At 63.7% G+C, this 23,725-nt stretch carries 29 protein-coding genes and 1 riboswitch; of the genes, 13 read left to right on the plus strand and 16 right to left on the minus strand.

Features of this window, described 5'->3' with window-relative positions; all coding sequences use genetic code 11:
* Positions 1 to 83: 83 nt before the first annotated feature.
* The 5 genes from HGBR_RS18285 to thiO all read right to left on the minus strand — a co-directional run bounded on the left by HGBR_RS18285 (position 84) and on the right by thiO (position 4,215).
* Complete coding sequence (locus tag HGBR_RS18285) at positions 84 to 464, minus strand: ASCH domain-containing protein (RefSeq protein ID WP_019160068.1); 381 nt, start codon at positions 462 to 464, stop codon at positions 84 to 86.
* A 130-nt stretch (positions 465 to 594) separates the two neighbouring features.
* Positions 595 to 1,839, minus strand: a complete 1,245-nt coding sequence (gene moeB, locus HGBR_RS14495) for a molybdopterin-synthase adenylyltransferase MoeB (RefSeq protein WP_019160069.1) — start codon at positions 1,837 to 1,839, stop codon at positions 595 to 597.
* Positions 1,836 to 2,720: a thiazole synthase gene (locus HGBR_RS14500; protein WP_019160070.1), complete on the minus strand. Its 885-nt coding sequence runs from the start codon at positions 2,718 to 2,720 to the stop codon at positions 1,836 to 1,838. The genes moeB and HGBR_RS14500 overlap by 4 nt, the downstream gene beginning before the upstream one ends.
* Positions 2,721 to 2,722: 2 nt before the next feature.
* Entirely contained in the window at positions 2,723 to 2,962 is a 240-nt protein-coding gene (thiS, locus tag HGBR_RS14505; protein WP_019160071.1) for a sulfur carrier protein ThiS, read from the minus strand.
* A 32-nt stretch (positions 2,963 to 2,994) separates the two neighbouring features.
* Complete coding sequence (thiO, locus tag HGBR_RS18290) at positions 2,995 to 4,215, minus strand: glycine oxidase ThiO (RefSeq protein ID WP_019160072.1); 1,221 nt, start codon at positions 4,213 to 4,215, stop codon at positions 2,995 to 2,997.
* A riboswitch (TPP riboswitch) is annotated at positions 4,202 to 4,302 on the minus strand. It overlaps the preceding gene by 14 nt.
* Positions 4,303 to 4,345: 43 nt before the next feature.
* Between thiO and thiE the strand changes: the two genes are divergently transcribed.
* Positions 4,346 to 5,053: a thiamine phosphate synthase gene (gene thiE, locus HGBR_RS14515; RefSeq protein ID WP_019160073.1), complete on the plus strand. Its 708-nt coding sequence runs from the start codon at positions 4,346 to 4,348 to the stop codon at positions 5,051 to 5,053.
* A gap of 47 nt (positions 5,054 to 5,100) precedes the next feature.
* On the opposite strand, the gene HGBR_RS14520 is transcribed toward thiE, so the two are convergent.
* From HGBR_RS14520 to HGBR_RS18295, 3 genes are all read right to left on the minus strand, one after another.
* Entirely contained in the window at positions 5,101 to 5,355 is a 255-nt protein-coding gene (locus HGBR_RS14520; RefSeq protein WP_019160074.1) for a Txe/YoeB family addiction module toxin, read from the minus strand.
* Entirely contained in the window at positions 5,355 to 5,606 is a 252-nt protein-coding gene (locus HGBR_RS14525; RefSeq protein WP_026077626.1) for a type II toxin-antitoxin system Phd/YefM family antitoxin, read from the minus strand. The genes HGBR_RS14520 and HGBR_RS14525 overlap by 1 nt, the downstream gene beginning before the upstream one ends.
* 483 nt (positions 5,607 to 6,089) lie before the next feature.
* Entirely contained in the window at positions 6,090 to 6,446 is a 357-nt protein-coding gene (locus HGBR_RS18295; RefSeq protein ID WP_083882916.1) for an Lsr2 dimerization domain-containing protein, read from the minus strand.
* Between the two features lie 292 nt (positions 6,447 to 6,738).
* Between HGBR_RS18295 and HGBR_RS14535 the strand changes: the two genes are divergently transcribed.
* Genes HGBR_RS14535 through HGBR_RS14545 form a run of 3 tightly spaced genes read left to right on the plus strand, consistent with a single transcriptional unit; the run spans position 6,739 to position 7,892 of the window.
* Positions 6,739 to 6,984 (plus strand): type II toxin-antitoxin system Phd/YefM family antitoxin, encoded by a 246-nt coding sequence (locus HGBR_RS14535; protein WP_019160077.1) that lies wholly within the window; start codon positions 6,739 to 6,741, stop codon positions 6,982 to 6,984.
* Between the two features lie 20 nt (positions 6,985 to 7,004).
* Complete coding sequence (locus tag HGBR_RS14540; RefSeq protein ID WP_026077627.1) at positions 7,005 to 7,262, plus strand: type II toxin-antitoxin system RelE family toxin; 258 nt, start codon at positions 7,005 to 7,007, stop codon at positions 7,260 to 7,262.
* Positions 7,263 to 7,292: 30 nt separating this feature from the next.
* Entirely contained in the window at positions 7,293 to 7,892 is a 600-nt protein-coding gene (locus HGBR_RS14545; protein ID WP_019160079.1) for an HhH-GPD-type base excision DNA repair protein, read from the plus strand.
* A gap of 88 nt (positions 7,893 to 7,980) precedes the next feature.
* On the opposite strand, the gene HGBR_RS14550 is transcribed toward HGBR_RS14545, so the two are convergent.
* Positions 7,981 to 8,301, minus strand: coding sequence for a putative quinol monooxygenase (locus HGBR_RS14550; RefSeq protein WP_019160080.1), 321 nt, complete (start codon positions 8,299 to 8,301; stop codon positions 7,981 to 7,983).
* Between the two features lie 192 nt (positions 8,302 to 8,493).
* On the opposite strand from HGBR_RS14550, the gene HGBR_RS14555 reads away from it, so the two are divergent.
* Together HGBR_RS14555 and HGBR_RS14560 are read left to right on the plus strand one after the other, a co-directional pair.
* Positions 8,494 to 9,531 carry a baeRF2 domain-containing protein gene (locus tag HGBR_RS14555; RefSeq protein WP_019160081.1) on the plus strand — a complete coding sequence of 346 codons (1,038 nt, stop codon included), beginning with the start codon at positions 8,494 to 8,496 and terminating at the stop codon, positions 9,529 to 9,531.
* 210 nt (positions 9,532 to 9,741) lie between these two features.
* On the plus strand, positions 9,742 to 10,584 hold the full coding sequence (locus HGBR_RS14560; RefSeq protein ID WP_019160082.1) for a formate/nitrite transporter family protein: 843 nt from the start codon (positions 9,742 to 9,744) through the stop codon (positions 10,582 to 10,584).
* On the opposite strand, the gene HGBR_RS18300 is transcribed toward HGBR_RS14560, so the two are convergent.
* The 3 genes from HGBR_RS18300 to HGBR_RS14575 form a co-directional block, all read right to left on the minus strand.
* On the minus strand, positions 10,545 to 11,051 hold the full coding sequence (locus HGBR_RS18300; protein ID WP_019160083.1) for an OsmC family protein: 507 nt from the start codon (positions 11,049 to 11,051) through the stop codon (positions 10,545 to 10,547). The genes HGBR_RS14560 and HGBR_RS18300 overlap by 40 nt on opposite strands.
* Before the next feature lie 34 nt (positions 11,052 to 11,085).
* Positions 11,086 to 11,487 carry a YchJ family protein gene (locus HGBR_RS14570; RefSeq protein ID WP_040365183.1) on the minus strand — a complete coding sequence of 134 codons (402 nt, stop codon included), beginning with the start codon at positions 11,485 to 11,487 and terminating at the stop codon, positions 11,086 to 11,088.
* A gap of 100 nt (positions 11,488 to 11,587) precedes the next feature.
* Positions 11,588 to 12,214, minus strand: a complete 627-nt coding sequence (locus HGBR_RS14575) for a hypothetical protein (protein ID WP_147522536.1) — start codon at positions 12,212 to 12,214, stop codon at positions 11,588 to 11,590.
* 237 nt (positions 12,215 to 12,451) lie between these two features.
* Here HGBR_RS14575 and HGBR_RS20405 point away from each other — a divergent pair, with 237 nt between their 5' ends.
* The 4 genes from HGBR_RS20405 to HGBR_RS14595 all read left to right on the plus strand — a co-directional run bounded on the left by HGBR_RS20405 (position 12,452) and on the right by HGBR_RS14595 (position 15,629).
* Entirely contained in the window at positions 12,452 to 12,607 is a 156-nt protein-coding gene (locus HGBR_RS20405) for a hypothetical protein (protein ID WP_019160086.1), read from the plus strand.
* Positions 12,604 to 13,866: a YeiH family protein gene (locus HGBR_RS18305; RefSeq protein WP_245533357.1), complete on the plus strand. Its 1,263-nt coding sequence runs from the start codon at positions 12,604 to 12,606 to the stop codon at positions 13,864 to 13,866. The genes HGBR_RS20405 and HGBR_RS18305 overlap by 4 nt, the downstream gene beginning before the upstream one ends.
* A 79-nt stretch (positions 13,867 to 13,945) precedes the next feature.
* Positions 13,946 to 14,125 (plus strand): DUF6458 family protein, encoded by a 180-nt coding sequence (locus HGBR_RS14590; protein WP_019160088.1) that lies wholly within the window; start codon positions 13,946 to 13,948, stop codon positions 14,123 to 14,125.
* A gap of 133 nt (positions 14,126 to 14,258) precedes the next feature.
* Positions 14,259 to 15,629 carry a short-chain fatty acid transporter gene (locus tag HGBR_RS14595; RefSeq protein ID WP_026077628.1) on the plus strand — a complete coding sequence of 457 codons (1,371 nt, stop codon included), beginning with the start codon at positions 14,259 to 14,261 and terminating at the stop codon, positions 15,627 to 15,629.
* Positions 15,630 to 15,667: 38 nt separating this feature from the next.
* Here HGBR_RS14595 and HGBR_RS14600 read toward each other — a convergent pair whose 3' ends face one another.
* Both HGBR_RS14600 and HGBR_RS14605 read right to left on the minus strand, forming a co-directional pair.
* A complete protein-coding gene (locus HGBR_RS14600) occupies positions 15,668 to 16,717 on the minus strand; it encodes an LCP family protein (protein WP_245533358.1) in 1,050 nt (349 codons plus the stop codon).
* Between the two features lie 199 nt (positions 16,718 to 16,916).
* On the minus strand, positions 16,917 to 17,978 hold the full coding sequence (locus HGBR_RS14605; protein WP_161601874.1) for an ATP-grasp domain-containing protein: 1,062 nt from the start codon (positions 17,976 to 17,978) through the stop codon (positions 16,917 to 16,919).
* A gap of 389 nt (positions 17,979 to 18,367) precedes the next feature.
* Between HGBR_RS14605 and HGBR_RS18310 the strand changes: the two genes are divergently transcribed.
* A complete protein-coding gene (locus tag HGBR_RS18310; protein WP_040365184.1) occupies positions 18,368 to 19,657 on the plus strand; it encodes an ATP-grasp domain-containing protein in 1,290 nt (429 codons plus the stop codon).
* Positions 19,654 to 20,571: an NAD-dependent epimerase/dehydratase family protein gene (locus HGBR_RS19665; RefSeq protein ID WP_083882918.1), complete on the plus strand. Its 918-nt coding sequence runs from the start codon at positions 19,654 to 19,656 to the stop codon at positions 20,569 to 20,571. Before HGBR_RS18310 ends, HGBR_RS19665 begins: the two co-directional genes overlap by 4 nt.
* Positions 20,572 to 20,609: 38 nt before the next feature.
* Here HGBR_RS19665 and HGBR_RS19670 read toward each other — a convergent pair whose 3' ends face one another.
* The gene (locus HGBR_RS19670) at positions 20,610 to 21,554 is read right to left on the minus strand and encodes a nitroreductase family protein (RefSeq protein ID WP_083882919.1); all 945 of its coding nucleotides are present in this window, start codon (positions 21,552 to 21,554) and stop codon (positions 20,610 to 20,612) included.
* Between the two features lie 224 nt (positions 21,555 to 21,778).
* On the opposite strand from HGBR_RS19670, the gene HGBR_RS19675 reads away from it, so the two are divergent.
* Positions 21,779 to 23,230, plus strand: a complete 1,452-nt coding sequence (locus HGBR_RS19675) for a lipopolysaccharide biosynthesis protein (protein ID WP_083882920.1) — start codon at positions 21,779 to 21,781, stop codon at positions 23,228 to 23,230.
* Between the two features lie 71 nt (positions 23,231 to 23,301).
* Here HGBR_RS19675 and HGBR_RS20275 read toward each other — a convergent pair.
* The coding region (locus tag HGBR_RS20275) for a transposase (protein WP_161601875.1) at positions 23,302 to 23,725 on the minus strand (424 nt) is incomplete at its 5' end.

Raw genomic sequence — 23,725 nt, forward strand, 5'->3', positions numbered from 1 at the left:
ATACGACGATACCATCAGTCAGCAATCTGCCGAGGGTTGACTCGACAATCTGCCAAGGCAACAGTCGGCAATCTGCCGACATTTCAGTCGGCAATCTGCCGCGGCGTTCGCGGCAGTGAAACTGGACCGCCTCGGCACGCCGAGTACAGCACGCGGAAGGTCTCGCAGACGACCGGCATCTGAGGATCGAAGCCGCGTGGGTCCTCCGAGTGATCACGCCAGAAGCGCTCGTGAATGTCGCGCCAGGCAGCTAGCGTCCTGTCGCCTTCGCCCTCCGCACGGGCATGGTCCGCTGTGACCTCGTCGAAGGGAACGACGTCGACGGTCATCGTCTCGATCAGGGCCCGCGGCGTGTCCCGCCCATCCAGGATGATGCTGAGTTCGCCTGGTACCGGGATGGCTTCGCCAACGTGCTCGCAGTCCCACATCGACGAGGCCGTGGCCCTCTTGGTGCCCGCCAGCACACTCCTGCCAGAACCTGTCGATGGCTGAGTCCGTGTGCATTCCGCCAGACTACTGACAGTCGTGCGCCGCCAGGACTCGGCGCGCAGACCGGCCCGGCGCACCCTGCCAAAGCTCAGGGCTCCGCTGGCCTCAGTACTCCGGCAGGTGCGGTGCGACGTCGCGCACCCACGCGAGGACACCTCCGTCCAGGTGCCGCACCGTCTCCTCTCGGTTCGCGAAGTCCGGCTGAAGCCGCGTGAGCGCCCGCCCCGACCGGCCGCCCGACTTGCAGTGCAGGACGACCGGCACTCCACGGGCCTCGGCCGGCAGCGCCTCGATCCCCCGGTCCAGCAGCGCATCGAGGGCGACGGGAATCGCGCCGGGGATGCTCACGAGGCGACGCTCCCACTCCTCACGCACGTCGACGAGGGCGAACTCCGCACTGCCTGCGGCGCGACGATCGAGCATCTCTGCCAGCTCGCGTGCCTCAACCATCGCCCCTGCCGCGTCCGGTCCCGCTCCCGACTGCGCCGCCGCGCCGGAACCCCGCTCGCACACACCAGGCCCGTCCGCACGCGTGACACCATCGGAGACCTCGGTGACAGGCGGCGCCGCCGGATCCGCGACCACGCGCAGCTCCCGCCATGTCATCGCCAGCGCGTCGTGGAGCAGCAGCCGGCCCAGCAGCGGCTCACCGATCCCGGTGACGAGCTTGACGGCCTCGGCGGCCATGATGGACCCGATGGTTCCCGGCAGCATGCCCAGCACGCCGCCCTCGGCGCAGCTGGGCACTTCGCCAGCGGGTGGTGGCTCCGGGTGGAGGTCGCGGTACGTGGGGCCGCGACCGGACCAGAAGACGCTCACACGGCCCTCGAACCGCAGGATCGATCCCCAGACGCACGGGATGCCGGCCAGCGCGCACGCGTCGGAGACGAGGTACCGGGTTCCGAAGTTGTCCGCTCCGTCCAGGACGAGGTCGTAGCCCGCGACGATGTCCCGGGCGTTCTGGGCGTTCAGCCGCACCGGGTGCTGCTGGACGGCGACGAGCGGGTTGAGGCGGACGAGCGCCCGAGCAGCCGATTCCGTCTTCAGGTCGCCCACGTCCTCGACCCCGTGGAGGACCTGACGCTGCAGGTTGGAGACACTCACGCGGTCGTCGTCGACGATCCCGATCGTCCCCACCCCGGCGGCTGCGAGGTAGTGGAGGACGGGCGCTCCCAGCCCACCGGCACCGATGACGAGGACGCGGGCGTTCGTCAGCCTGCGCTGCCCGGTCTCTCCCACCTGCGCGAGCGTGAGGTGGCGGGAGTAGCGCTCGATCTCCTCGACCGTGAGTTCCGGCCCCGGCTCGACAAGAGGTGGGATCCCGCTCGAGGCCTGTGCGTCCACACTCACTGCTGTCCCACCTGCGGCCAGTCGCCGCGCGGGATGTCCCCGCCGTCAACAGGATCGATGAGTCCAGCTGTGGGCGACGAGGCCAGGGCGTGCCTGCGGGCGGGGATCCGTCCGGCCTGCGCGGCCAGCCGTCCCGCCTGGACTGCGGCTCGCATCGCCCGCGCCATTGTGACCGGATCCTGCGCACGGGTCACGGCGCTGGCCAGGAGGACGGCGTCGCAGCCCAGCTCCATGGCGATCGCGGCGTCCGAGGCCGTCCCGATCCCCGCGTCGAGGATGATCGGCACCTGCGCGCGGGCGCAGATGAGCTCGATGTTGTGCGGGTTGAGGATGCCCAGCCCCGTGCCGATCGGCGCACCCAGAGGCATGACCGCGGCCGCGCCTGCATCCTCGAGCCGGGCCGCGACGACGGGGTCGTCGGTGGTGTAGGCGAAGACGGAGAAGCCCTGATCGACCAGGCGCTCGGTCGCGTCGATGAGTTCGACGGCGTCGGGCAGGAGCGTGTCCTCGTCCGCGATGACCTCGAGCTTGACCCAGTTGGTCTGCAGGGCCTCACGACCCAGCTCGGCGGTCAGCAGCGCGTCGCGCGCTGTGTAGCACCCGGCGGTGTTGGGCAGGATGCGTATGCCGTTGCGCTCGAGCAGTCGGAAGAGCGAGTCGCCGGCCTGCTTCGAGTAGCGCCGCATCGCTACGGTCGTCAGTTCCGTGCCCGAGGCCAGCAGCGCCTCCTCGAGGACGCTCAGCGAGGTGATCCCACCGGTGCCGGTAATGAGGCGCGAGGTGAGCTCGACTCCGTCGATCACGAGCGGATCCGCCGAGGCCGCAGCGGCCTGCGTGGTCGCGGTCTCCCCTGTGCTTGCTCCGGTCGTGGATGTCGCCATCGTCAGCCTCCCTGCATCGCGGTGATGATCTCGACGGTCTGGCCCTCGGCCAGCCGTGTGTCCTGCCAGCGGCTGCGCGGCACGACCGCGGAGTCGAGGGCGACGGCAACTCCCAGTCGGCCGCCGTCCTCCGGCGTTCCGTCCGCTGTGAGCGGCCGGTCGATCGTCGCGGCGACGAGGTCGAGGAGCGAGGTGCCGTCCGCAAGCGGATGCGTGGCACCGTTGACAGTCAGAGTGGGCACGGGGGGGGTCCTTCCTGTGTGGTGTCCATGGGTCAGCCTGTCGTCGTGAAGCGGTACGGGTCAGTGGCGCGCAGCACTCCGGCGAGGTCAGCCCCAGGTGTATCCCACATCCCTGTCGCGTCCCCCGTCACGAGCGCCGCGGCAGCGGCAGAGAGCAAGGGAGCAAGGAGCACTCCGTGCCGGAAGCCACCGGTGGCGAGGATGAGCCCGGGCACCTCGGCCCCATCTCCCTCACGCAGTCGTCCCAGCAGCGGCACATCATCGGGCGTGCCCGGCCGGGCGCGGGCCATCACCTCGACGAGCTCGAGGTCGCACACTGCCGGCACGAGCGCCTGAGCATCGCGCAGCAGCCGGTACACGCCGCCCGCACTGACGCCCGTCAAGTCGTCCTCGCGCGAGGTCGCCCCGATGACGATCTCGCCGTCAGACCGGGGCACCAGGTAGACGGGCTGCCCATTGACGACACCGCGGATCGTGCGCTCGATGAGAGGTGCGGAGCCCTCCGGCAGCCGGGCCCGGAGGATGTCCCCGTGCACGGGCCGCAGCGCTGCAGCGGGAGACTCCGGACGATCGGCCAGCAGGTCGGCCGCCAGCCCGGTCGCGAGGATCATGTGACCGGCTGTGACACGCGAACCATCCGCCAGCTCGACACCGCCACCCGACTCCGTCAACAGCCGGACCGCGGTCTGCCGGACAACACGCACGTGCTCGCGATGCTCCGACGCAGCCAGGGCCGCGAGCAGCCCGGCCACCAGCCGGCGCGGATCGATCTGATGGTCGCCCATGGCGCGGAACGCTCCCGCCAGCCGGGGCGAGAGGCCCGGCTCCAGGGCACGCGCCTCCCGGACTGTGAGCGCGTCGACGTCCATGCCGTGAGCGATCTGGTGCTCGCGAAGCTCGACGAGTTCCTGACGGTCCGCCGCGCTACTGGCACAGACGAGTGTCTCCGTCCGGCGGTAGCCCAGGTCGTGGCCCGAGGCCGCCTCGACCCCGGCGACGAAGTCCGGGTAGGCGGCCGCGGCCTCGCGCATGAGCGGGTACAGAGCGTGCTGCTGGTAGCGGACCTCGCTGGCCGGGGCGATCATCCCGGCGGCGGCGCGTGAGGCCGCGCCACCCGGGTCCGGGTCGATGATCGTGATGCTCAGTCCGCGCTTGGGCAGGCGCCAGGCCGTCGAGAGGCCGATGACCCCTGCTCCGACGATGGCGACATCGCAGTCGTGTGCATCCGGGTGCGACAGTTCCAGTGCTCTCATCCTTCCCTTCGGCGGCATGACCCGCATCAGGTTCGACGGTCGGCACTGGGGCCCTCTCAGCCCCGTAGGGCTCCCGCAGAGTTCGCGATCCCCACGAGTGCGTGCATCGTCGTGACTACACTCGTAGATCGTGAGCCATCATACAGACGCCCCCGCTGGGGAGGGCGCGCAGGCCAGGGCCGCGCGCATCGCCACTGCTCGCCTCTACCTGTGCACGGATGCCCGCACCGGCGCCGCGGATCTGGAGAGCTTCCTCCACGCCGCGTACGCCGGCGGCGTCGACATCATCCAGTTGCGCGACAAGTCGATCGGCACCGCAGATGAGCTCGCGGCGCTGGAGATCCTCGCTCGTGCGGCTCGCACGCACGGGAAGCTCTTCGCGGTCAACGACCGCGCGGATGTCGCCTCCCTCACGGGCGCGGATGTCTTCCATGTGGGCCAGCAGGATCTCACCCCTGCGCAGGCGCGCAGTCTGCTGGGCGACGAGGTCGTCATCGGCAGGTCAACGCACACGGTCGAGCAAGCCCAGGAGGCACGCCTCGAGCCGGACGTCGACTACTTCTGCACCGGGCCGATCTGGGAGACCCCCACGAAGCCGGGCCGCAAGGCCACCGGCCTGAGGCTCGTCGAAGACGTCGCACATGCGGAGAACAACGATGCAGACCGCGTCACCACCGAGGACCCCGCGAAGCCGTGGTTCGCGATCGGCGGGATCGACGAACAGCGCCTGCGCCAAGTGCTGGACGCCGGCGCCCAGCGGATCGTCGTCGTCCGGGCGATCACCCAGGCCGACGACCCGGAAGCCGCCGCCCGCCGCCTCCGCGCAGCCCTCGCGTGATCAGTTCTCGAGCGTCGGGTCAGCAAGTCGCTTGTGAAATGCGAGCCTCAGTAGTGGTACCGAGCCTGAAGAACAATGAGGTCGTCTCCATCGACGAGATAGACGAGCCGGTGCTCGTCGGTGATGCGTCGCGACCACGCACCCTGCGCACCGTACTTCAACTGCTCGGGCTTCCCGATTCCTTCGAACGGTTCACGCAGACAGCCATCGATCAGCGTGTTGATGCGCTTCAGGATGCGACGGTCAGCAGTCTGCCAATGCTTGTAGTCCTCCCAGGCGGACTGGTCCCAGACGAGACGCACTAGTCGTCGCGATCGAGTTCATGCTGTTCAACCGTGCCCGCTCGCGCCCGCTCGTAAGCGTCGAGCAACCGGCGGGCGTTCGCCGGTGAACGGAACAGATAAGCAGTCTCCTGCCACGCCGCATACTCGTCAGCAGGCATCAAGACCGCATTGCCCTTACGGGAGACGATCTCGACAGCGTCACGATCGGCGTTGACGCGCTCAATCAACGGAAAGAGAGTCTTGCGGGCTTCGCTTGCTGAGATGGACATCGTCGAGACCTCCATTCGAGACGACTACTTGTACTGCATTATGGTACCACTTCTCCGCTCAGAGTCGATGGCACTCACCTCCGCGACAGGCTGACCACCACCGACGACTCTCCGGACGCACTCAACTCTCTGCGATGCCTGCGATGCAGGAATCGAGCTGTCAGCGTCGCCTCCGGACCCCACCACCACTGCGTCAATCGCCCCGTCACCGTATTGCCCGCGCGCACGATGATGCGCGTGTCAGTGATTCAACCCCCCACGCGAAGAGCTTTACGACCAGCTGCTGAGCAGTCCGCGATTCATTGAGGCGACCCAGATTACGGCAACCTTCTTCCGCAGACCGCACCGCAGCTCCCTGACTATTCGGTTTACGACTTCGGACGTGGATTCGAGCAGCGTCCCATGCATCGCATGCAGGCAGGAAGAAGGCCCGCGTCGCCCCTCAGAACAACGCGGGCTATCGACCAGTGATGGGCTAATCGATCAGTCCAGCCCCGGCTTCCCGGCGTTGACCCATTCCTGCTCCCATTCGGCTTTGATCCGCCCGCGCTTCGGAACGTCATAGCCACGGAGGTCCAGGAACTTCCGCATCGCGGCCAGCTCTTTCTTCCGCTGAGCACCGCCTCCGCTCTTCTTCGCGCCCGCTGCCGGTGCCGCCGCAGAAGCCTTCCGACTTTTCGCGATGTAGACCTTCAGCGCCTCTTGCAGCTGCGTGTGCTCGTCAGGGGTGAGTTCGATCTCGTACGCACGCCCATCCAGCGCGAACTGAACGGTATCCACTTCGTCCGACTGCGCACCGGAGAAATCAGAGGTGAGCACTTCTACGAATTGTTTCGCCATTGCAGCCCCTTTCGATCGCTGATATCGGTCGAAACGCTACCAGGAATGGCCTGGCAGGACGATGTATATACGACGATCACCCGGCTCGACAATGACTTCGCCAAGCGAGGCAGTCGCTTCCGATTTCAGACCGTGCCGGTGCGCGGACGCGTGGCCGCTTGCACCTTGCCGCCGAAACCTGTGACCAGCGCGTACCTGCCGACGCGTGGATTTCTCCACCCGTCGCGTGATGAGGAACAAGCCGGCCGTCGCCCACATGTACAACTAAGCGGCCGAAATGTACAATCGATTCATGAGCAGCATCACCGCCTCCGAGGCACGCAAGAGCTTCGCCCACGTCATCGAAACCGCCCAGCACGAGGCGGTCATCGTCGAGCGCCGGGGCGAAGCGCAGGCGGTCGTGATCTCACCGAGCGAGTATGACCGGCTCCTGCGCGCGGCTGAAGAGATCGAGGACATCGCCGCGTTCGACGACGCGATGGCCGAGGAAGGGGAGAACATCCCCTGGGAGCAGGTCAAAGCCGACCTCGGCTGGTGAACCGCGAGCGCGACCGGACCATGACCTACGAGATCGAGTTGCGGCCAGCAGCCCTGCGCGCGCTGAAGAAGATCGGCCGACAGGATCAGCCCCGCATTCGGGGCGCGATCGCACTGCTGGCCGCTGATCCCCGCCCGCCGGGCGCGAAGGCCCTGCGTGGCAGAGACGGCCTGCGCATCCGAGTCGGCGACTACCGCATCATCTACACCGTCCAGGACAGCAAACTGCTCATCGTGGTCGTGACACTCGGTCACCGACGAGAGGTCTACGACCGCTGAGGTTGGTCGCTGATACGGCACAATCGAGGCATGGCTACCGTCTTCCTGTCCACAGATCCCCGCGCCGATGAGCTGCTGACCCACGACCGCTTCGCCCTGCTCGTGGGCATGCTGCTCGATCAGCAGGTGACGATGGAGTCCGCGTTCGCCGGACCCCAGAAGCTGGTCGATCGGCTGGAGGACTTCTCCCCCGCCGCCGTCGCCGCGCTGGATCCGGACACCTTCCTCGAGGCGTTCCGCGAGCAGCCGGCGGTCCACCGCTTCCCCGGGTCGATGGCCACCCGCGTGCAGGCGCTGGCGCAGACACTGGTCGACGACTACGACGGCTCCGCCGAGGCCGTCTGGACGACCCCGGACAAGGACGGCTCCCAGCCCACCGGCGCGCAGATCCTGCGGCGGCTCAAGGCCCTGCCCGGATTCGGCGATCAGAAGGCGAAGATCTTCCTGGCACTGCTGGGCAAGCAGTTCGGCCTCACTGCCGAAGGCTGGCGGGACGCCGCCGGCGAATATGGCCCGGAGGATGCATTCCGCTCCATCGCAGACGTCGTCGATGACGAGTCGCTGCAGCGAGTGCGCGAGACGAAGAAAGCCATGAAGGCCGCCGCGAAGGCGAAGAAGGCGAAGGCCTGACAGACGCGGGCGGGGTGCGGAGGTCTCCCTCCGCACCCCGCCCGGCGCGATCTCAGCAGGTCACATCAGACCCAGGAGGACAAGAGTCTCAGTCGACGGTGATCTCACCCATGGGGCCCCAGCCGTCGCTGTCGATCTGGTGCGAGATGATCTGCGGTGTCGCCTGGAGGTACTGCGGGAACTCCTCCTGCGTCTTCTTGAAGTGCGCGGAGTTCACGTGCGGTTCAGCACCCTCGTCCGTGAAAGCCTCGACGAGCACGTAGGTGTTGGGATCCTTCACGCTGCGGGACCACTCGAACCACTTGTTGCCGGGCTCGGCCAGCGTGGCCTCGGTGAACTCGCTGGCGATCTCCGGCCAGCGGTCCGCGTACTCGGGCTTCACGGGGAATTTCACGTTGATGAGGATCATGGAGCGGTCCTTTCTGTACGGGTCAGCGCCAGCCTGCACGGTCCGACGCGCACTCAGCATCGCCATTCTTGCAGAGAGCGGTGTTGACCCCGGCACTTTCACCGTGTTTAGCGTGTATACGAACGCCACGAGGGCTGTCGACCGATGACTCACGAGCATGTAAGGCGGCAGCCTGGAACAGGAGATCGACGTATGCAGTTGAACGAGATCCGGCGGGTCTACAACGGGCAGGAACCGTTCATCACGGTCTATCTGGAGGGACGCTCTCCTGCAGAAGACTCTCCGCAGCAGGTGCGGCTCCGCTGGGAAGAGCTCCGTCGCCGCCTCAGTGAGGATGGAGCCGCCGACGGTGTCCTGGCCTCGCTCGACGCGGCGGTGCTCGCCGAGGAACCCGGCGAGGTCCAGTCGAGCGGACGCGTCCTGGTGGCCGACGCCACGAGCGTGGTCCTCGACGAGACGTGGGACGCCGCACTGGGTTCGGGGGACGCAGCCCATCTGGGCCGTGAGCCGGAACTCGGTGCCCTCGTTCGCGAACGGGCGCGCTCCGTTCGTCTCCTCGTCGCGATCGCGGACCGGCACGGAGCCGTCGTGCGACAGGTGGTCGTCACACAGTCGACGGCCACCACGACTCAGGCAGAAGACCATGTGGGCGACACGTCCGAGGACCCCGAGAGCGTGCACAAGCCGCGCAAGGGAGCGCTGTCACACAAGAACATCCAGCGCAGGGCCGACGAGGTCGTGAAGCAGAACCTCCGTGAGGTTGCCGACCACATGGACGCCGTGGCGAAGGCATGGAAGCCTGACCTCGTCGTCCTTGCTGGCGCAGTGCAGGCCCGCACGGCCCTGCAGAAAGAGCTGTCCCCCGCACTCCGGGAGCACTTCGCAGAGACCGATGCGGGTGGAGTGGACGACGATGGAGCAGAGGAGGCACTGGCGAACGAGCTCCACCGACTCGCGGAGGAGCTCAGCACCGCTGCGGCGCAGCAGCGCGCCGAGCAGTTCGGCACCGGGAAGGCGCACGGGCTGGCGGTCGAAGGGGCCGACCGCGTCAGCAAGGCGCTGGAGATGTCAGCCGTTGAGACACTGCTGCTCGAGTACGACCGGGGCGCCGCGCGTGAGGCGCAGGTACTTGCCGCGAGCGTCCGGACCGACGCCGAGGCCGCGTTGATCGACACTCACGTGGAGGACGGGATCGCCGCGATCCTGCGATTCGACGTGCCGGACCAATGACGACCTGACATATCGCACCCATCGACACTGAGGGCAGCGGCGCGGCGACGACCGAGTCGCCCTCAGACCACCTGCCGTGGTGGAACTAGCAGGCCTGCTGTCCGCCGACAGCGCAGACGTCGAGTTCACCGAAGGCCGCGACAGCCTCAGCGAATGGACCAGAGTCCCGGCGGATGAGACATGGACCACCCACCAGGAAGGCTCAGAGGCATGGATCAGAAGGAACAGCGCCAGAGGTTGGGCCGCGATGAGTTCGATATCGAGGAGGAGCTGGTCGATGAAGCGGCCACGACCGTCGTCGAGGGGTCCAAGCGCCTCAACCGCAAGTGGCCCGAACTCATCGTCACCGGCTTCTTCGGCGGCGTCGATGTGGGTCTGGGCATCCTCGCGATGGTGCTCGTCAAACAGGCCACCGGATCGGACATCCTTGCCGGCATGGCATTCGGCATCGGACTCCTCGCACTGAAGCTCGCACACTCGGAGCTCTTCACGGAGGAGTTCCTCCTGCCGCTGAACGCGGTGTTCGCCGGGCAGGGCACCTGGGTGCAGGTGCTGCGCCTGTGGTCGGTCACTCTGGTGACGAACCTGCTGGGCGGGCTCGCCTTCGCCTGGCTCATCGTGCTGGGCCTCCCGGACTATCATGCGACGATCATCGACTACGCGGTGAGCTACGTCGACCAGTCCTCACTGATCGTGATGATCGCACTGTCCATGCTGGCCGGCGCCACCATCACCCTGTCCACGCGGATGCAACAGGGGACCACGAATGATGTCGTCACCGCCCTCACATGCCTCGTCTCCGGCCTGCTCGTCATCGGTCTGAGCATGCTCCACGGGGCGCTCAACGCAATCGTCATCTTCGCGGCGATGCTGGCCGGTGCGGATATCTCCATCGGCGCCTTCGCTCAGTGGTTCGCGATCGTCATCCCGTTCAACATGCTGGGCGGCCTGCTGGTCATCGCCCTGCCGCGGGTGGTGCGCACGCGCCGCATCCTCTGGGCCGTGCGGAAGGGTCAGCTGTCCCTCGAGGACCTCCAGGAGCGATCGGGCTGACTGACCCCACCCAGCTCGCTCTGCCCACTCACCTCGATCTGACCCTCCACCGCGACCGCGGCGCCCGCCTCGATGGTGCGGGAGACGGTGCAGTGCGTGTCATGGGCGACGTGGAGCAGCTTCTCCAGCAGGGCTTCCGGATCCTGCTTCCGGGTCCACTCCCCCATCGCCACGTCGAACTGCAGGCGCAGGTTCTCCAGTCTGGTCGCCGCAGCCCCATCCTTGAGCTTGTCCGCCATCACCTCGATGTCGAACGACTCGGGCTCGCCAGCACGCACCAGGGGCTTGTCGATGGAGACCGCCATGCAGCCAGCCAGTCCCGCCAGCAGCATGTCGACGGGATCAACCAGTCCCTCGCTACGCCCGAATTCCAGTTGCGCTCCAGCCCTCGTGGTCACCCGATAGGTCTCGAATCCGGTGCGGGTGACGTGCACTCCGCGCTGCTCAACGACCGATTCCTCCTGCATGGCCCCTCCTTCGTCCACCACTGGATCTCGCCCCTCACAGCATCTCCGCGGGTCCCACGTACATCCAGCGCCGGGCCCGCCGCGTGAACCGCGCGACTTCGTGCAGCTCATCCGCGACACCGTCTGCGTCCCGATACCTGGCGGTGTACTCGACGACCCCGTCATCGTCCTGCAGTCCCCCCTGGGAGACGGCCTCGACGGCCAGCTCCGTCCACTCCGTCCCGGGCTCGGGCGATGTATCCGCCGGCCTCGTCGACGGATGCCACGTCCGGAACAGGTGGTCTGCATCCCCGCGCACGTGTGCGGTGTAGCGCGAGCGCATGAGCTGCTGGGCAGTGGGCGGCCACGTCTGCATCGTCAGCGCCGGCTCGCAGCACTCGGTGAACGCAGCGCCCGTCGGGTAGCCGCCACAGGGGCACACAGCTGTATCAGTCACGCGACCAGCCTACTGTTCTCCCACTCACACCCGGCATGCTTGGCTGCGGTGGCATACCGGCGAAGGCATCGCACGCCCCGCGCCACCGCGCCCACGCCGCTCACTCCACCGGCCGCACCGCCGCGTGCACTCGCAGGAGGAACGCGAGGATCTCGCGCTTCCGCCCCCGCAGCTGCCCGTTGACCTGGTAGTCCACTACAGTCCCGTGCGACCGCACCCGCACCGGCCGCGCCCGCTCGACACTGTGGCCGCGCGCGCTCACCTGGACGTGCAGTGTGTCCGGGAACGGCCACCGCGTGGCCGTGTGATACCCGTGCACCACCATGATCGCCGGCCACGGCGCCGCGAACAGCGTGAACAGTCCTCCGGGCTTCCACGCCACGGACTGGATGCCCCACCACGACACCGCCAGCCTGGGCCGCACCACCGGGAACACGACCGTCCACATGACGCAGCCCACCGCGAAGAGCAGGAGACCGGCTGCCATCAGCAGTCCGAAGAGGAACGGGAGCACAGCGCCCTGACCAGCCGTGTCGAACAGATTCCAGGTCGCCAGGGGCGTCACCCGGAACATCATGACGATGCCCACGACGAAGGCCCAGGAGGTCGCCGCGAACAGCGCCGTCTTCATGAGGCTCATGCGGAAGACGACGACCCCGTCCCGCTCCAGTGTCTCGAACCACCGCTCGATCACGTGCGGGCGGACCTTCCGGAATTCCTTCTCCATATCCGGAGTGAGGAACGACGCCAGACCGGACCCGCTCACCACGCCACTCTCCCGCGCCCAGACTTCTCCTGCTGCATACCTGACAGCCTACGAGCACGACGGACACACGGCATACCGCACGTGACGCACCAGTGAACACTCCGACACCGTCACCCGGTTTCACGGCCCCATCCTGACTGCCGCGCAGTACGCTGACCGAAGCCAGACAGCTCCTGCCCTCACCTCAGGAAGGCGACCATGGATTCCCAGCCCACTGCGGCCACCCCGACTGATCCCGCTCCGGACGACCACCGCAAGTTCTCCCTCGGAGAGGACTGGACCGCGACCATCGTCGGACTGATCCTCTTCGGCCTGTGCATGGGCGGAGTCGTGACGGCGGAGATGATCCCGTGACCCCGCCTAAGAAGCTTCCTGCGGCAGACACCGTTCCCGAGGCCGCACCCACCTCCCATGCTCCCGTCCCGTCCGCGGAACCTACGGCGGTCGCGCCGGACTCGGCCGTCACCACCGCCGCTGAGGCCCCCACACCGAACGCAGCATCCGCCCCCTCCCGTAACGCATCGATCGGTTGGGCAGCTGGCGGGCTGGTCGTCGTCGTGGGACTGGCCTGGCTCGTGCAGTTCCTCGTCGATTGGGTGCCCGAGGTCAGCGCGGACACCGGCTTCGGCGGGATCGCGAAGGCGGTCGAGTACCCGGTCTATGCGATCGTGCTGGGCTTTGCCGGCAACGCCCTGCTGACCGCGACCGGCCTGCGCGACCGCATGGCCGCGGCCTTCCGCACGGAGTTCTTCATCAAGGTGGGTCTCGTGCTGCTGGGGGCGACGATCGACTTCTCGATCTTCGTCCGCGCGTTCGGCCCCGCCGTCGTGCAGGCGTGCCTGCTCATCACCGCGGTGTTCCTCTTCACGTGGTGGTTCGCAGGCCGACTGGGTGTGGACGACAAGCTGCGCGCGCTGCTGGCGACGGCGCTGGCGGTGTGCGGTGTCTCGGCGGCGGTGGCCGCTGCCGGTGCCGTGCAGGCGAAGAAGGAGCAGCTGGCGTTCACCGCAACACTCGTCATCGTCTTCGCCGTCCCGTCGATCTTCCTGCTGCCGTGGCTGGCGAACCTCATGGGGCTGTCGTCGGCGGTGACGGGCGCGTGGATCGGCGGCAACATCGACACGACGGCGGCGGTGACGGCCGCGGGTGCGGTCGCCGGTGAGGAGCCGTTGCAGATCGCCTCGATCGTCAAGGTCACGCAGAACGCTCTGCTGGGCGTCGTCGCGGTGCTGCTGACGATGTTCTTCGCGTTCCGCTCCGGCGACGCGGCGGATCCGGGCACGCCCAAGAGGATCACGGACCCGGCCGCGTACAAGCTGGTGTGGCAGCGGTTCCCCAAGTTCGTGCTGGGCTTCCTGGCCGCCTCGATCGTCGCGACGATTCTGGGGCAGACGATGTCACCGCAGCTGCTGGAACCTCGTCTGGACGCCGCGAAGGACATCCAGGTGTGGGCCCTCACGCTCGCGTTCGTCTCGATCGGACTGGAGTTCAAGGTGCAGAGCGCGAAGGAGGCCGGCTGGAAGCCGATCGCCGTGTTCACTGCGGCGACGGTCGTGAACCTCGTCGTGGGTCTGGCACTCGCCGCCGTCCTGTTCGGCGGTTTCCAGATGTAAGGATCCGTCTGAGGTCCCTTCTCAGGCCGAAGCATGCGAAGATGACGCACATCACTGCACGCATACGAAGGAGCAGACCATGAGCTTCGGAGTCGGAGTCTTCCTCTTGCTGGTCGGCGCGATCCTGGCATTCGCCGTGCGCGACAGCTGGGAGGTCCTGGACGTCACGATGATCGGCTACATCTGCATCGGCGTGGGAATCCTCGCCCTCATCCTGGCCCTGATCACGCTGCTGACGCGCAACAGCAGACGGCGCTGACACGGCCTGCTGCCGCGGTGCGCCGCGACGCGCACACTGGCACTCAGGGAACTCACAGATAGACTCGTCCTCAGGGGCGCGGCCGGCGGCCGCGCCCCTGAGTCGTCACCGTCGCCGATCCTGAGGGGTTCCCATGTCACAGTCGCCAGTATCGAGCCGGAGTCAGAGCTCGCGCGGACTCGTGCGTCCGCTCAATCACTTCCTGGAGCGCTGGGTGCCCTCGGCGCTCGTGTTCGCGATCGTCCTCACCCTCATCGTCGCGGTCTTGGCCTTCATCTTCACGGACGCGACGCCGGTCACCGTGCTGGTGGGCTGGGGCGACGGACTGGCCGGGCTGCTGGCGTTCATGACGCAGATGGCGCTCATCCTGCTGCTAGGCCACATGCTGGCCAACACGGGGCCGGTGCGGAAGCTCCTGGCGGGCCTGGCCCGGGTGCCGAAGTCCCCGGTGGTCGCCTACACGTTCGTGTTCGTCATCGCAGCACTGGCCAGCCTCATCACGTGGGGCCTGGGGCTGGTCGTCGGAGCGCTCCTGGCACGGGAGGTCGCCGTCCAGGCCCGAGGCCGCGGCATGAAGGTGCACTTCCCCCTCCTCGTGGCGGCCGGGTACTCCGGTTACGTCATCTGGCACATGGGGTACTCCGGCTCCGGTCCGCTGACCGCGGCGACAGAGGGCTCGTTCATGCACGAGGCCGCCGGCCGGGTCATCCCCGTGTCGGAGACGATCTTCAGCACGTGGAACATGCTCGCCGCGCTGGCGGTCATCATCGTCGTGGGCGTCATGTTCCTCTTCATTGCACCCAAGAAGGACGAGGAGATCATCGAGCTGCCGGGTGACGTGGGCTCCCAGCCGTACGACCCGGCTGATGAGGACGTCACGACGCCGGCGGACCGCATCGATGCCTCCCGCATTCTCACCACCGTGGTGGGTCTGGCGCTCGCGGCGTACCTGGTCGTCCACTTCGCCCAGGGCGGATCGCTGACGCTGGACGTGGTGAACTGGTCGTTCCTCACCCTCATCCTGCTGCTGGTGCGCAACCCGTTCGAGATCATCCACCTGACGGCGAAGGCCGCTTCCAATGTGGGTGAGATCCTGCTGCAGTTCCCGCTGTACGCGGGCATCCTGGGCATCATGACGGCCAGCGGCCTCATCCAGGTGCTCTCCGATGCATTCGTGTCGATCGCGAACCCCACGACGTTCGGCATGCTCGCGTTCCTGTCCGCCGGCCTGGTGAACTTCTTCGTGCCCTCCGGCGGCGGACAGTTCGCCGTGCAGGGGCCGATCATGATGGATGCGGCTGGACAGCTGGGCGTCGATCAGTCGATCGCGATCATGGCGGTGGCGTACGGCGATCAGTGGACGAACATGATCCAGCCGTTCTGGGCGCTGCCAGTCCTGGCCATCGCGGGCCTCAAGATGCGCGACATCCTGGGCTACACCACGATGACGCTGTTGGCCTCCGGTGTCGTCCTCCTGGCGACGATGCTGCTCGTGAGCCTGTGAGGCGGACTGCTGGCGGTCCGCCTCAGAGGCGACACGTCTCAGAGGTGGACCGTCTCCGCGCTCTCCGCGTACTCGCCGACCGTGTCGTCGTTGAACGCCTCCTGGATGCGCTTCTGAGCATCGGTGTCGACGTTGAGGATCGCCTGGCCGTCAGAAGAAGTTGAAGCGCCGGCGATGGGAGCAGAGAAGAACTGGATCTCACCCGGCCGAACGTCGCGCATCTCGTAACCCAGTCCCGCGATCCGCGACGACGTGAGCTTGTCGTCGACCGTCATGTACGGCGCGAAGTCTCGGACCATGCCGGCGACTTTGGAGGGATTGCTGAGTGTGTCGGCGGAGACGATCGTGTCGACCAGACCCTTGAGGTACGCCTGCTGATTGCGCGCGCGCTGCAGGTCGCCATCCGCGAAGGAATAGCGCTCGCGCACGAAGTTGAGCGCGTCTTTCCCATTCAGGTGATTCGTGCCCTCGACAAAGGTGGAACCACGGCTGGTGAATGCCTGCTCTGACTCGACATCCACTCCCCCCACCCGGTCGGTGAGCGCCTGGAAGCCCTGGAAGTCGAGGATGGCGACATGATGGATCGGCGCGTCGATGAACTCGCTGATGGTCTGCGTAGCAAGCGACAGGCCGCCGAAGCTCATCGCCGCATTGATCTTCGCGTTGCCGTGACCCTCGACCGGCACCCACATGTCGCGCGGGATCGACATGACCTGAGCACCAGATCGATCGCCGTTGATGTGCATGACCATGATCGTGTCGGAACGGTTGCCGCGCTCGTCCGCCGCATAATCGACGTCTTCGGCGCGAGCGTCCGAACCCAGCAAGAGAATGTTGATCGGATCGCCGTCTTCTGCGACAGGCTGCTCCCCGGAGAAGACATCCTCCCCCTCGAACCCCTTCGTCTGGTCGTCAAAGGTCTTGCCTAAGTAGAAGACATACCCAGCGATCGCCACTCCCGCCAGCAGGACCAGGATCCCGAGCACGGCGAGGATCTTGAGCCCCGTCCGCTTCTTATTCGGACGGGCGCGGAATGGCTCAGCACCACTAGCAACCATCGTTGACTCAGATGACGGTTCAGTGTTCACGCTATGACCCACCACTCTCACACTTCTTGCTTGCTGCGTATCCCACGCCGCCGCCCTCTGCAGGTTCGCAGCGCAGTCGACGGCCACGAAGGATTGATCGTAGTTAACCGATCTCCATAGTCGATGGGAACTTCACCCGCCCCATAGGCGAGCCGGCCGTAGCGACAGCCGAGGGCCATAACTACTGATGATCACATAGCTACTCGAGCACTACCTGCACGACTGCGTCAGGGTCCGCCAGGAACTGCTCTAGAGCATCGCGAGAGTCGAACCGCAAACGAAGAGCACCGAACGGCGAACGCCCCGATTCAAACGGCTCGACCTCTCCCCCGGGCGAAACCCATGTGATCTGTTGACGCACATGCTCCCGTTCGAACTCGGGATCGATCTCGACTGACTTCAGCACGCCTCGACGCGGCCCCACAAGCAGATGCTGAAGCCAGTATCCATAGTCGGTCGGGTCGCCAAGCTCAGCGGGTGCCTCGCCCAAACTGGTTTCAACACTTGCACGTACGAGGTCGAGGCCAGTTGCAACATGAAGGAACTCCGACAAACTGTTGCCCGCAGCTCTAGGCGTCACCTCAATGATGAAGACACGACCGTCCGGCTTCAAGCGCAACTCGAAGTTGAAGATTCCGTCGCGCAATCCAAGCAGTTCGACCAAGCGGCCCAGGGCGTCCCGAGTGGCTGCCTCCACATCAGCTCCCACCGCAGAAGGGATGAGGTGACCACACGGAACGTAAGGATTTGGATGCCGTTCGTCGAACACCTGATCCATCAGTATGAGGCTAGCGACTTCGCCAGAGGCAACAAACATCTCACCGCCGAACTGGCGGACTTCAGTATCGATATACTCCTCAATCACACACGTGCTGCTTCGTGAGTGCTCGAGTGATGATGCAACCGATGTTGCGACTTCGCCCACCGAATCGATCCGCACAACACCCTTGCTGCCAGTCGAGTCGACAGGTTTGACGATCAAGGGGAACGATAGCGAGCCCCCAAGGCTCACAGCCTCACCAACACTGGAGACAGTACGAGCGACCGGGGAATTGAACCCGTTGGACGCCAGGAACTCGCGAAACCGGCCCTTGTCTTGCAACGTAATTGTCGCGTCGTACGATGCGGGGAAGTGCAACCCGAGCTGCTCCGCAACATATGCTGCGGAGATCGCACCAGGATCTGCCGCGAAAGACGTGATCCCATCGGGACGAAGCTCACGAGCGACCTCCAAGACCGCTTCTTTGTCGATGACGCTCACGTTCCGGTAGTCGTCCGAGTACCTGTGCGCCACGTTGTCAGGGAGATAGTCGCACGTGACGACCCTGCAACCGAGCGCGTGCGCCGCCTTGATCACCGGCACAACAGGCCGGGACCCACCAAGCACCATCAGAGTCCGCTGCACTTCTCGATCCTCCCCAAACTTCACATCACATCGACCGGCCGATCAGACACGGACGAGAGAGCGCTCCAAGGCCCCTCCTACCGAAATCTACACTGAGCCGGACACCGACACGTAGCCGAATCGGTTCCTTCCGCGCTTCAGCGCGAGACGCAGTCGCACCGGTTGCAAGCTAAGCTCACAGACAGACCGACGCGCACACGCGTCCGCCCTGAACCACAGAACTTCGATGACACCGGAGCAATTCCATGAGCGACCTCGCCGGCAAAAGACTGCTAATTATGCACGGAACTCACATCGCAGCCGAAATCGTCAGAGCCGCACAACGCTTGGGTGCCACAGCAGTGGTCGCGGACTACAACCCGGTCGAGAAAGCCCCCGCAAAGCAGATTGCAGACGAGCACTACAACGTCAGCCTTTTGGACGTTGACGCAGTCGTGCAACTCATAAAAGACAAAAACATAGACGGCGTAGCCGCTGGCTTCTCTGACCTGCTTCTCCCCTACTACGCGCAAGTCTGCGACAAAGCCGGACTTCCCTCATACGGCACCGAGGAACAATTCAAACTATTCACGAACAAGACCGCGTACCTCGACTTGTTCCGCCAATACGGCATTCCCACCATTCCAGGCTACAGCCTCGATATATTTACCGAGGACGACGACACTCAGGTCGAGTACCCCGTAATCGTGAAGCCCGCAAGCGGTAGCGGCTCTCGCGGAATCACAATCTGCCACAACCGCGATGAAGTTCTAGCAGCCGCCCAAAGCGCCAACGACACTTTCTTCGGCAACGATGTCGTGGTCGAAAAGTACTTGGACGGGGAAGAAGCCACTGCATTTTGGGTGTTCCAGGACGGGCACCACCATCTCACCGCCTTCGCCAATCGACACGTCACGACTTACAGTGATGGCGGAACACCGATCCCATACGCATACACCATGCCGTCATCACATCTTCCAGCGTTCGAGCGAGACACACACGACGCTATGCTTCGAATGTTTCGAGAACTAAACCTCCAGAACGGGATGCTGTTCGTCCAAGGCAAGATCGATGGCGGAGTTTTCAGGTCATACGATGCAGGATTCAGGTTGACCGGCACACAAGAGTACTGGCTCCTTAAAGAGCTAAGCGGATTTAACCCACTAGACATGCTGATCGAATTTGCACTAACAGGCACGATGAGCTCTCAGAATATAGCAACTAGAGCCCGCCCTCGGAGCGCCAAACGAGCATTCAATGTTTCAATAGCGATAAAGCCCGGCACAATTGGGACATTTGAGGGTCTCGATGCTGCGGCAAGGCTTCCAGGCGTAATACGCATTCTCAAGGGGCACACCGAAGGGCGCACATTGACCCGCGACAACGAAGGGCAACTACTGCAAATTGCAGTTCGAATCTTGGGAGTCGCGCACGACGCCATCACCGCCCTCAAAACTATCAAGAGCATACAAGAAGTGGTTCGGGTGTATTCCCCTAACGGCGACGACCTCACGCTAGACGCACCAACTCTACACAATACTGGAGTATTCCTATGAAGATACTTATCACTGGGGCTGGCGGGCTCCTAGGTAGCAGCTGTGTTCGGCTTCTTCTGTCAGATACAAACCATGACCTGTTAGCCGTATCAAGTCAGCCGCAGGCCGCGTTGCGCGAAAAATGGGATCTGGAAGACCATGAATTCAATCGCGTTGCTACGGTGCGACCCGAACTATTCTTCTCCAACCCATTGGGCCACGGCCCAATCGACATCGGAATCAATTGCGCTTGGCCTTTGAACCGCGGAGGCGGCGAGCTTGCTCGCGGCCTAGACTTTCATGTATCCCTTTTCAAGAGTCTGCATGCAGTCCAGGCTAAAGTCTTGGTTAACGTCTCGTCGCAAAGCGTTTACGACTCTAGCCGCAAGTATCTAGCCGCCGAAACGTCCGATCTCGACCTTGACGGACCATATGCAGCCGCTAAATACGCGGCCGAATTGTTGTCGAGAGAGCTCTGTCCAGACGCATCCGTAACCCAAGCGCGAGTATCGAGCCTTATACATCCACAGTTTCATCGACGGCTAGTAAATAAGATGACGGCTGGAGCGGTTAGAACTGGGAGCGTAACTCTGGTTCAACCAAAACACGTCTTCGACTTTATGGATGCGCGGGACGCAAGCAGGGCGATCGCGACGATTGCGTTGAAAGCAGAACAAACATTTGCTCCAATTGTAAATGTTGGGGCGCAGAACCCGCTTACACTAGAAGCGATCGGCAACTTGGTCGCTGAACACGTTCGGGAGCTCGCTAACCGATCAGTAGACGTTATAGAAACGCATTCCGCGCCCACAGAAACTCATTTCTCGTCAGGACTCGACAGCTCACTCTTGCATAATGCTTGGAATTTTCGCCCGAGATACTCAATTGTCGACACCATTCAGGCTGCAGCACTCAGAGCGATGAACACCAAGTAGTGCCTCCAGCTGCGCCATCAAGGCTGGGACGATAGGCCTTAGTCCTCCACTATGGACGAAACCTCAGTGGGCATCCTTCGAGGCGAACGCGCCACTCGGTGCTGCTCGTGTGCATACCCAATAGCAATCTGCATGATTATGACTTCATGTGCACCGATGCCAAGATCTCTCCTGAGGGCGTCCGCTTTCTTATTCGATACCGACATATTCAGCATGCAGGTGGCAAGACCAAGTCCATGCAGCGCCCAAGTCAAGCTCATCGCAAACAGGCCTCCATCAATCCACGCCTGGTTTCGCTCCCCCGGACCCGCAAAGAGCCGACTATCGGTGGTCACTACCGCCAGAACAGGAATCTCACCGAAGCCGGCATTGCCGTTCTGATTGCTACGAGCCGCAGCCTTTTTCGCGCTATCTACGATGAACCGAACATGCCATGACTGCCTGTTACAGACAGACGGGGTAGACTGCGCCAACTGCACGGCGTCTTCCAAAAGACCAGGTTCGACGGGTCGATTTGCGTCGAAGTGTCTAACGCTATGACGACTTTCGAAGAAAGCGCGAACGTCCGCCTCCGAGAGGGAATGGCTACGTTGTGGGAACGGGCTGACCGAATCAGTGATTGTTCCATCCTCATTCCATACGGACAGCGCCTCTCGCGCACTGGCCATATAGGTGAAGAGTGATGCATCCTGCGGAACCAGATGCAACGCCTGGTCTAAACGCTCGCCAACCGCCGCCCCGAATGGGCGTTTTGGCTCAGGCAAGGTGAGACCCTTTTCGACGCGGTGGTAGTCTTTTGTCCCTTGAACTTCCACTGCACGCGCCGTCATATGACTTGGAATGACTTTATCTTCGTACGCAGCATTATTGACGTATCGTCGGAAGTCTTTCGCAAACTCTTGCGCGATCCGCAGCTTCATACGCTTGCGGTACACCCAATCAACAATGGGCGATGGGAGTGATTTCTTGATACTCTCGATCATCACGGTTCCCCTAACGGAACTGAGGGCCTCTTTACGATGGCTACAGTCTAGCCTTGAAGCCACAACCTCACTTCAGTTGAGACACTGCTCACGTTGCCAGATCGCACCCTGCAGGTGCACTCAAGGTGCGGGAGACGCTTACAGGGCTTAAGGTGCTGATGGAGTGGCGAGCTTGCAACGTCGTCGATCTTCCCAGATGACGTTCCGCCTGGAGGGGGCACACAGTGGACAGCGCAGCGAAGTCCAAGGGCGCAAGGGGCGGCGGCGTCACAGTCCTCGGGCAACTGCTGAAGGCAGCCGTGCAGGTGCTCTCCGTCGTAGTCCTATCGCGTCTACTCGGTCCCGATGAGTTCGGGCTGATCGCGATGGTGACCGTTGCAGTCGCCCTAGGCGAGCTGGTGTTAGATTTTGGTTTGACAGCCGCAGCACTGCGCGCGCCAAAGATTTCGCATGCGCAATCCTCAAATCTGTTCTGGGTGAACACAGCTCTTGGCACAGCGTTGGGTGCAGCTATGTTTTTGCTTGCACCTCTACTTGCGCAAATATACAACGAACCACGGATTGTTCCAATCGCACAGGTGGTGGCACTCTCACTGCTGTTTAATGGGGTTCAAGCTCAGGTACAGGTACAACTTGCCCGCAGCCAAAGATTCACCGCGATCGTAGTAACGGACTTGGCGGCGCAGACGATTGCATTCCTATTGGCCGTGGTGGCCGCAGTAATCGGCCTGGGGTACTGGGCTTTGGTTATTCAAGTTGTCACAAATGCCTTAGTAATTGCAGTGAGCCGTATAGTGATCGCCAAATGGAAACCCAGTCTTCCACGTCGCGGAGTTGGTTCACGACATCTACTCCGATCAGGCGTTCACTACGCTCTTGCGCAACTACTAACGTTTGGTTCGTCCAACATTGATTCATTATTGATTGGTGCCCGATGGGGTGCGAACACGCTGGGTTACTATAACCGCGCCATGCAGCTGCTCACCGTTCCGTTAAGTCGACTATTAACGCCGCTAACTAATGTAGCGGTTCCAACCATGACGAAGATGAATGCAGACGCCTCCCAGACGGTGGTCAACAGACGATTCCAACTATTGCAGGTGTTGGTTTCGTTGCCGGTAGGTGCTATTTTCGCGATCGCCGCTGGGTCCGCAAACACTCTCATTCCAATGATCCTTGGGGATCAATGGACTCCTGCAGTCCCTCTTTTCCAGCTCCTAGCAGCGGGCGGGGGGCTTCGCGCGCTTTCCCACGTCACATACTGGCTTTTTCTAATGCTCGCGCCTAGCCAATCATTCCTCGCTTCCAGCATCGTAACCAAGGGGTTAACGATGTTCCTAGTATTGCTAGGCTCGTTTCATTCAGTTGAGGCAGTCGCGCTGCTCTATACGCTTGGACTTTCCCTCAACTGGCCGATCAACCTTATCTGGCTCAAGGCAAGAGGGGGATTAGATGCCTGGCCACTGTTCCGAGACGGTATCCGCATTTTGCTCACAACTTGCCCTGCGGCTATCGCATCGTACTTCTGCCTGTATCTTCCACTTGAGAGCACTTTGATGCTGTGTGCCGCACAGCTGACCACTGGTGTGATGACGTTCGTACTCACGATCATGTCTACAAGACGTGGACGTGCTGACTTCACGCTACTCATTCGCACAGCGAAGCGAATGATCTAGCACGACATATCTATTGGTACGTCATCATAGATGATGTGGTCGCTGGCCATAGATTGGCGGCTCTTCCGGTTCTAGAGTGCGTTGACACGGGCCGATAGCTGCCCGGAGTGGAGCAGGCAGCGCAGTACGTAGTGCTCGAAGTTCCTGAACCCCAAACCGATACCGCGCAGGTGCTCCAGGCGCCCGTTGATCGCCTCGACCGGCCCGTTCGACGCGCCACCACGGTCGAAGAACGCCAGCACCTGGGACCGTTTCCGCCACAGCGTCCTCCCCAACTGCGCAAGCTCCTCAAGCCCTTCAGGTAGGCCTCTGCGCAGATTCTCGATCACTGTCTGCATGAGCCGCTGGCCCGTCTTCTGATCGGGATGCTCGTACGCGTCGATGACGTCCTGGTAGACGAGGTACGTCACTTCCAACGCAACGTGGTCATCATGCTCGGCCCACAGCCGCTCCAACCGGTCTGTGCCCCGCTTGTTCAGCAGAGATCGCCCGGTT

This window comes from Brevibacterium senegalense, assembly GCF_000285835.1.
Classification (GTDB): Bacteria; Actinomycetota; Actinomycetes; order Actinomycetales; family Brevibacteriaceae; genus Brevibacterium; species Brevibacterium senegalense.

Coding starts and splice junctions, on each gene's coding strand:
- HGBR_RS14550 (WP_019160080.1), bottom strand. CDS start 8,301: ATGATCCTCATCAACGTGAAATTCCCCGTGAAGCCCGAGTACGCGGAC.
- thiO (WP_019160072.1), bottom strand. CDS start 4,215: ATGAGAGCACTGGAACTGTCGCACCCGGATGCACACGACTGCGATGTC.
- HGBR_RS14535 (WP_019160077.1), top strand. CDS start 6,739: ATGAGCAGCATCACCGCCTCCGAGGCACGCAAGAGCTTCGCCCACGTC.
- HGBR_RS14540 (WP_026077627.1), top strand. CDS start 7,005: ATGACCTACGAGATCGAGTTGCGGCCAGCAGCCCTGCGCGCGCTGAAG.
- HGBR_RS14500 (WP_019160070.1), bottom strand. CDS start 2,720: ATGGCGACATCCACGACCGGAGCAAGCACAGGGGAGACCGCGACCACG.
- HGBR_RS14590 (WP_019160088.1), top strand. CDS start 13,946: ATGAGCTTCGGAGTCGGAGTCTTCCTCTTGCTGGTCGGCGCGATCCTG.
- HGBR_RS14595 (WP_026077628.1), top strand. CDS start 14,259: ATGTCACAGTCGCCAGTATCGAGCCGGAGTCAGAGCTCGCGCGGACTC.
- HGBR_RS14575 (WP_147522536.1), bottom strand. CDS start 12,214: ATGGAGAAGGAATTCCGGAAGGTCCGCCCGCACGTGATCGAGCGGTGG.
- HGBR_RS14560 (WP_019160082.1), top strand. CDS start 9,742: ATGGATCAGAAGGAACAGCGCCAGAGGTTGGGCCGCGATGAGTTCGAT.
- HGBR_RS18310 (WP_040365184.1), top strand. CDS start 18,368: ATGAGCGACCTCGCCGGCAAAAGACTGCTAATTATGCACGGAACTCAC.
- HGBR_RS14555 (WP_019160081.1), top strand. CDS start 8,494: ATGCAGTTGAACGAGATCCGGCGGGTCTACAACGGGCAGGAACCGTTC.
- HGBR_RS18295 (WP_083882916.1), bottom strand. CDS start 6,446: ATGGCGAAACAATTCGTAGAAGTGCTCACCTCTGATTTCTCCGGTGCG.
- HGBR_RS14525 (WP_026077626.1), bottom strand. CDS start 5,606: ATGTCCATCTCAGCAAGCGAAGCCCGCAAGACTCTCTTTCCGTTGATT.
- HGBR_RS19670 (WP_083882919.1), bottom strand. CDS start 21,554: ATGATCGAGAGTATCAAGAAATCACTCCCATCGCCCATTGTTGATTGG.
- HGBR_RS14545 (WP_019160079.1), top strand. CDS start 7,293: ATGGCTACCGTCTTCCTGTCCACAGATCCCCGCGCCGATGAGCTGCTG.
- HGBR_RS20405 (WP_019160086.1), top strand. CDS start 12,452: ATGGATTCCCAGCCCACTGCGGCCACCCCGACTGATCCCGCTCCGGAC.
- HGBR_RS19665 (WP_083882918.1), top strand. CDS start 19,654: ATGAAGATACTTATCACTGGGGCTGGCGGGCTCCTAGGTAGCAGCTGT.
- HGBR_RS18300 (WP_019160083.1), bottom strand. CDS start 11,051: ATGCAGGAGGAATCGGTCGTTGAGCAGCGCGGAGTGCACGTCACCCGC.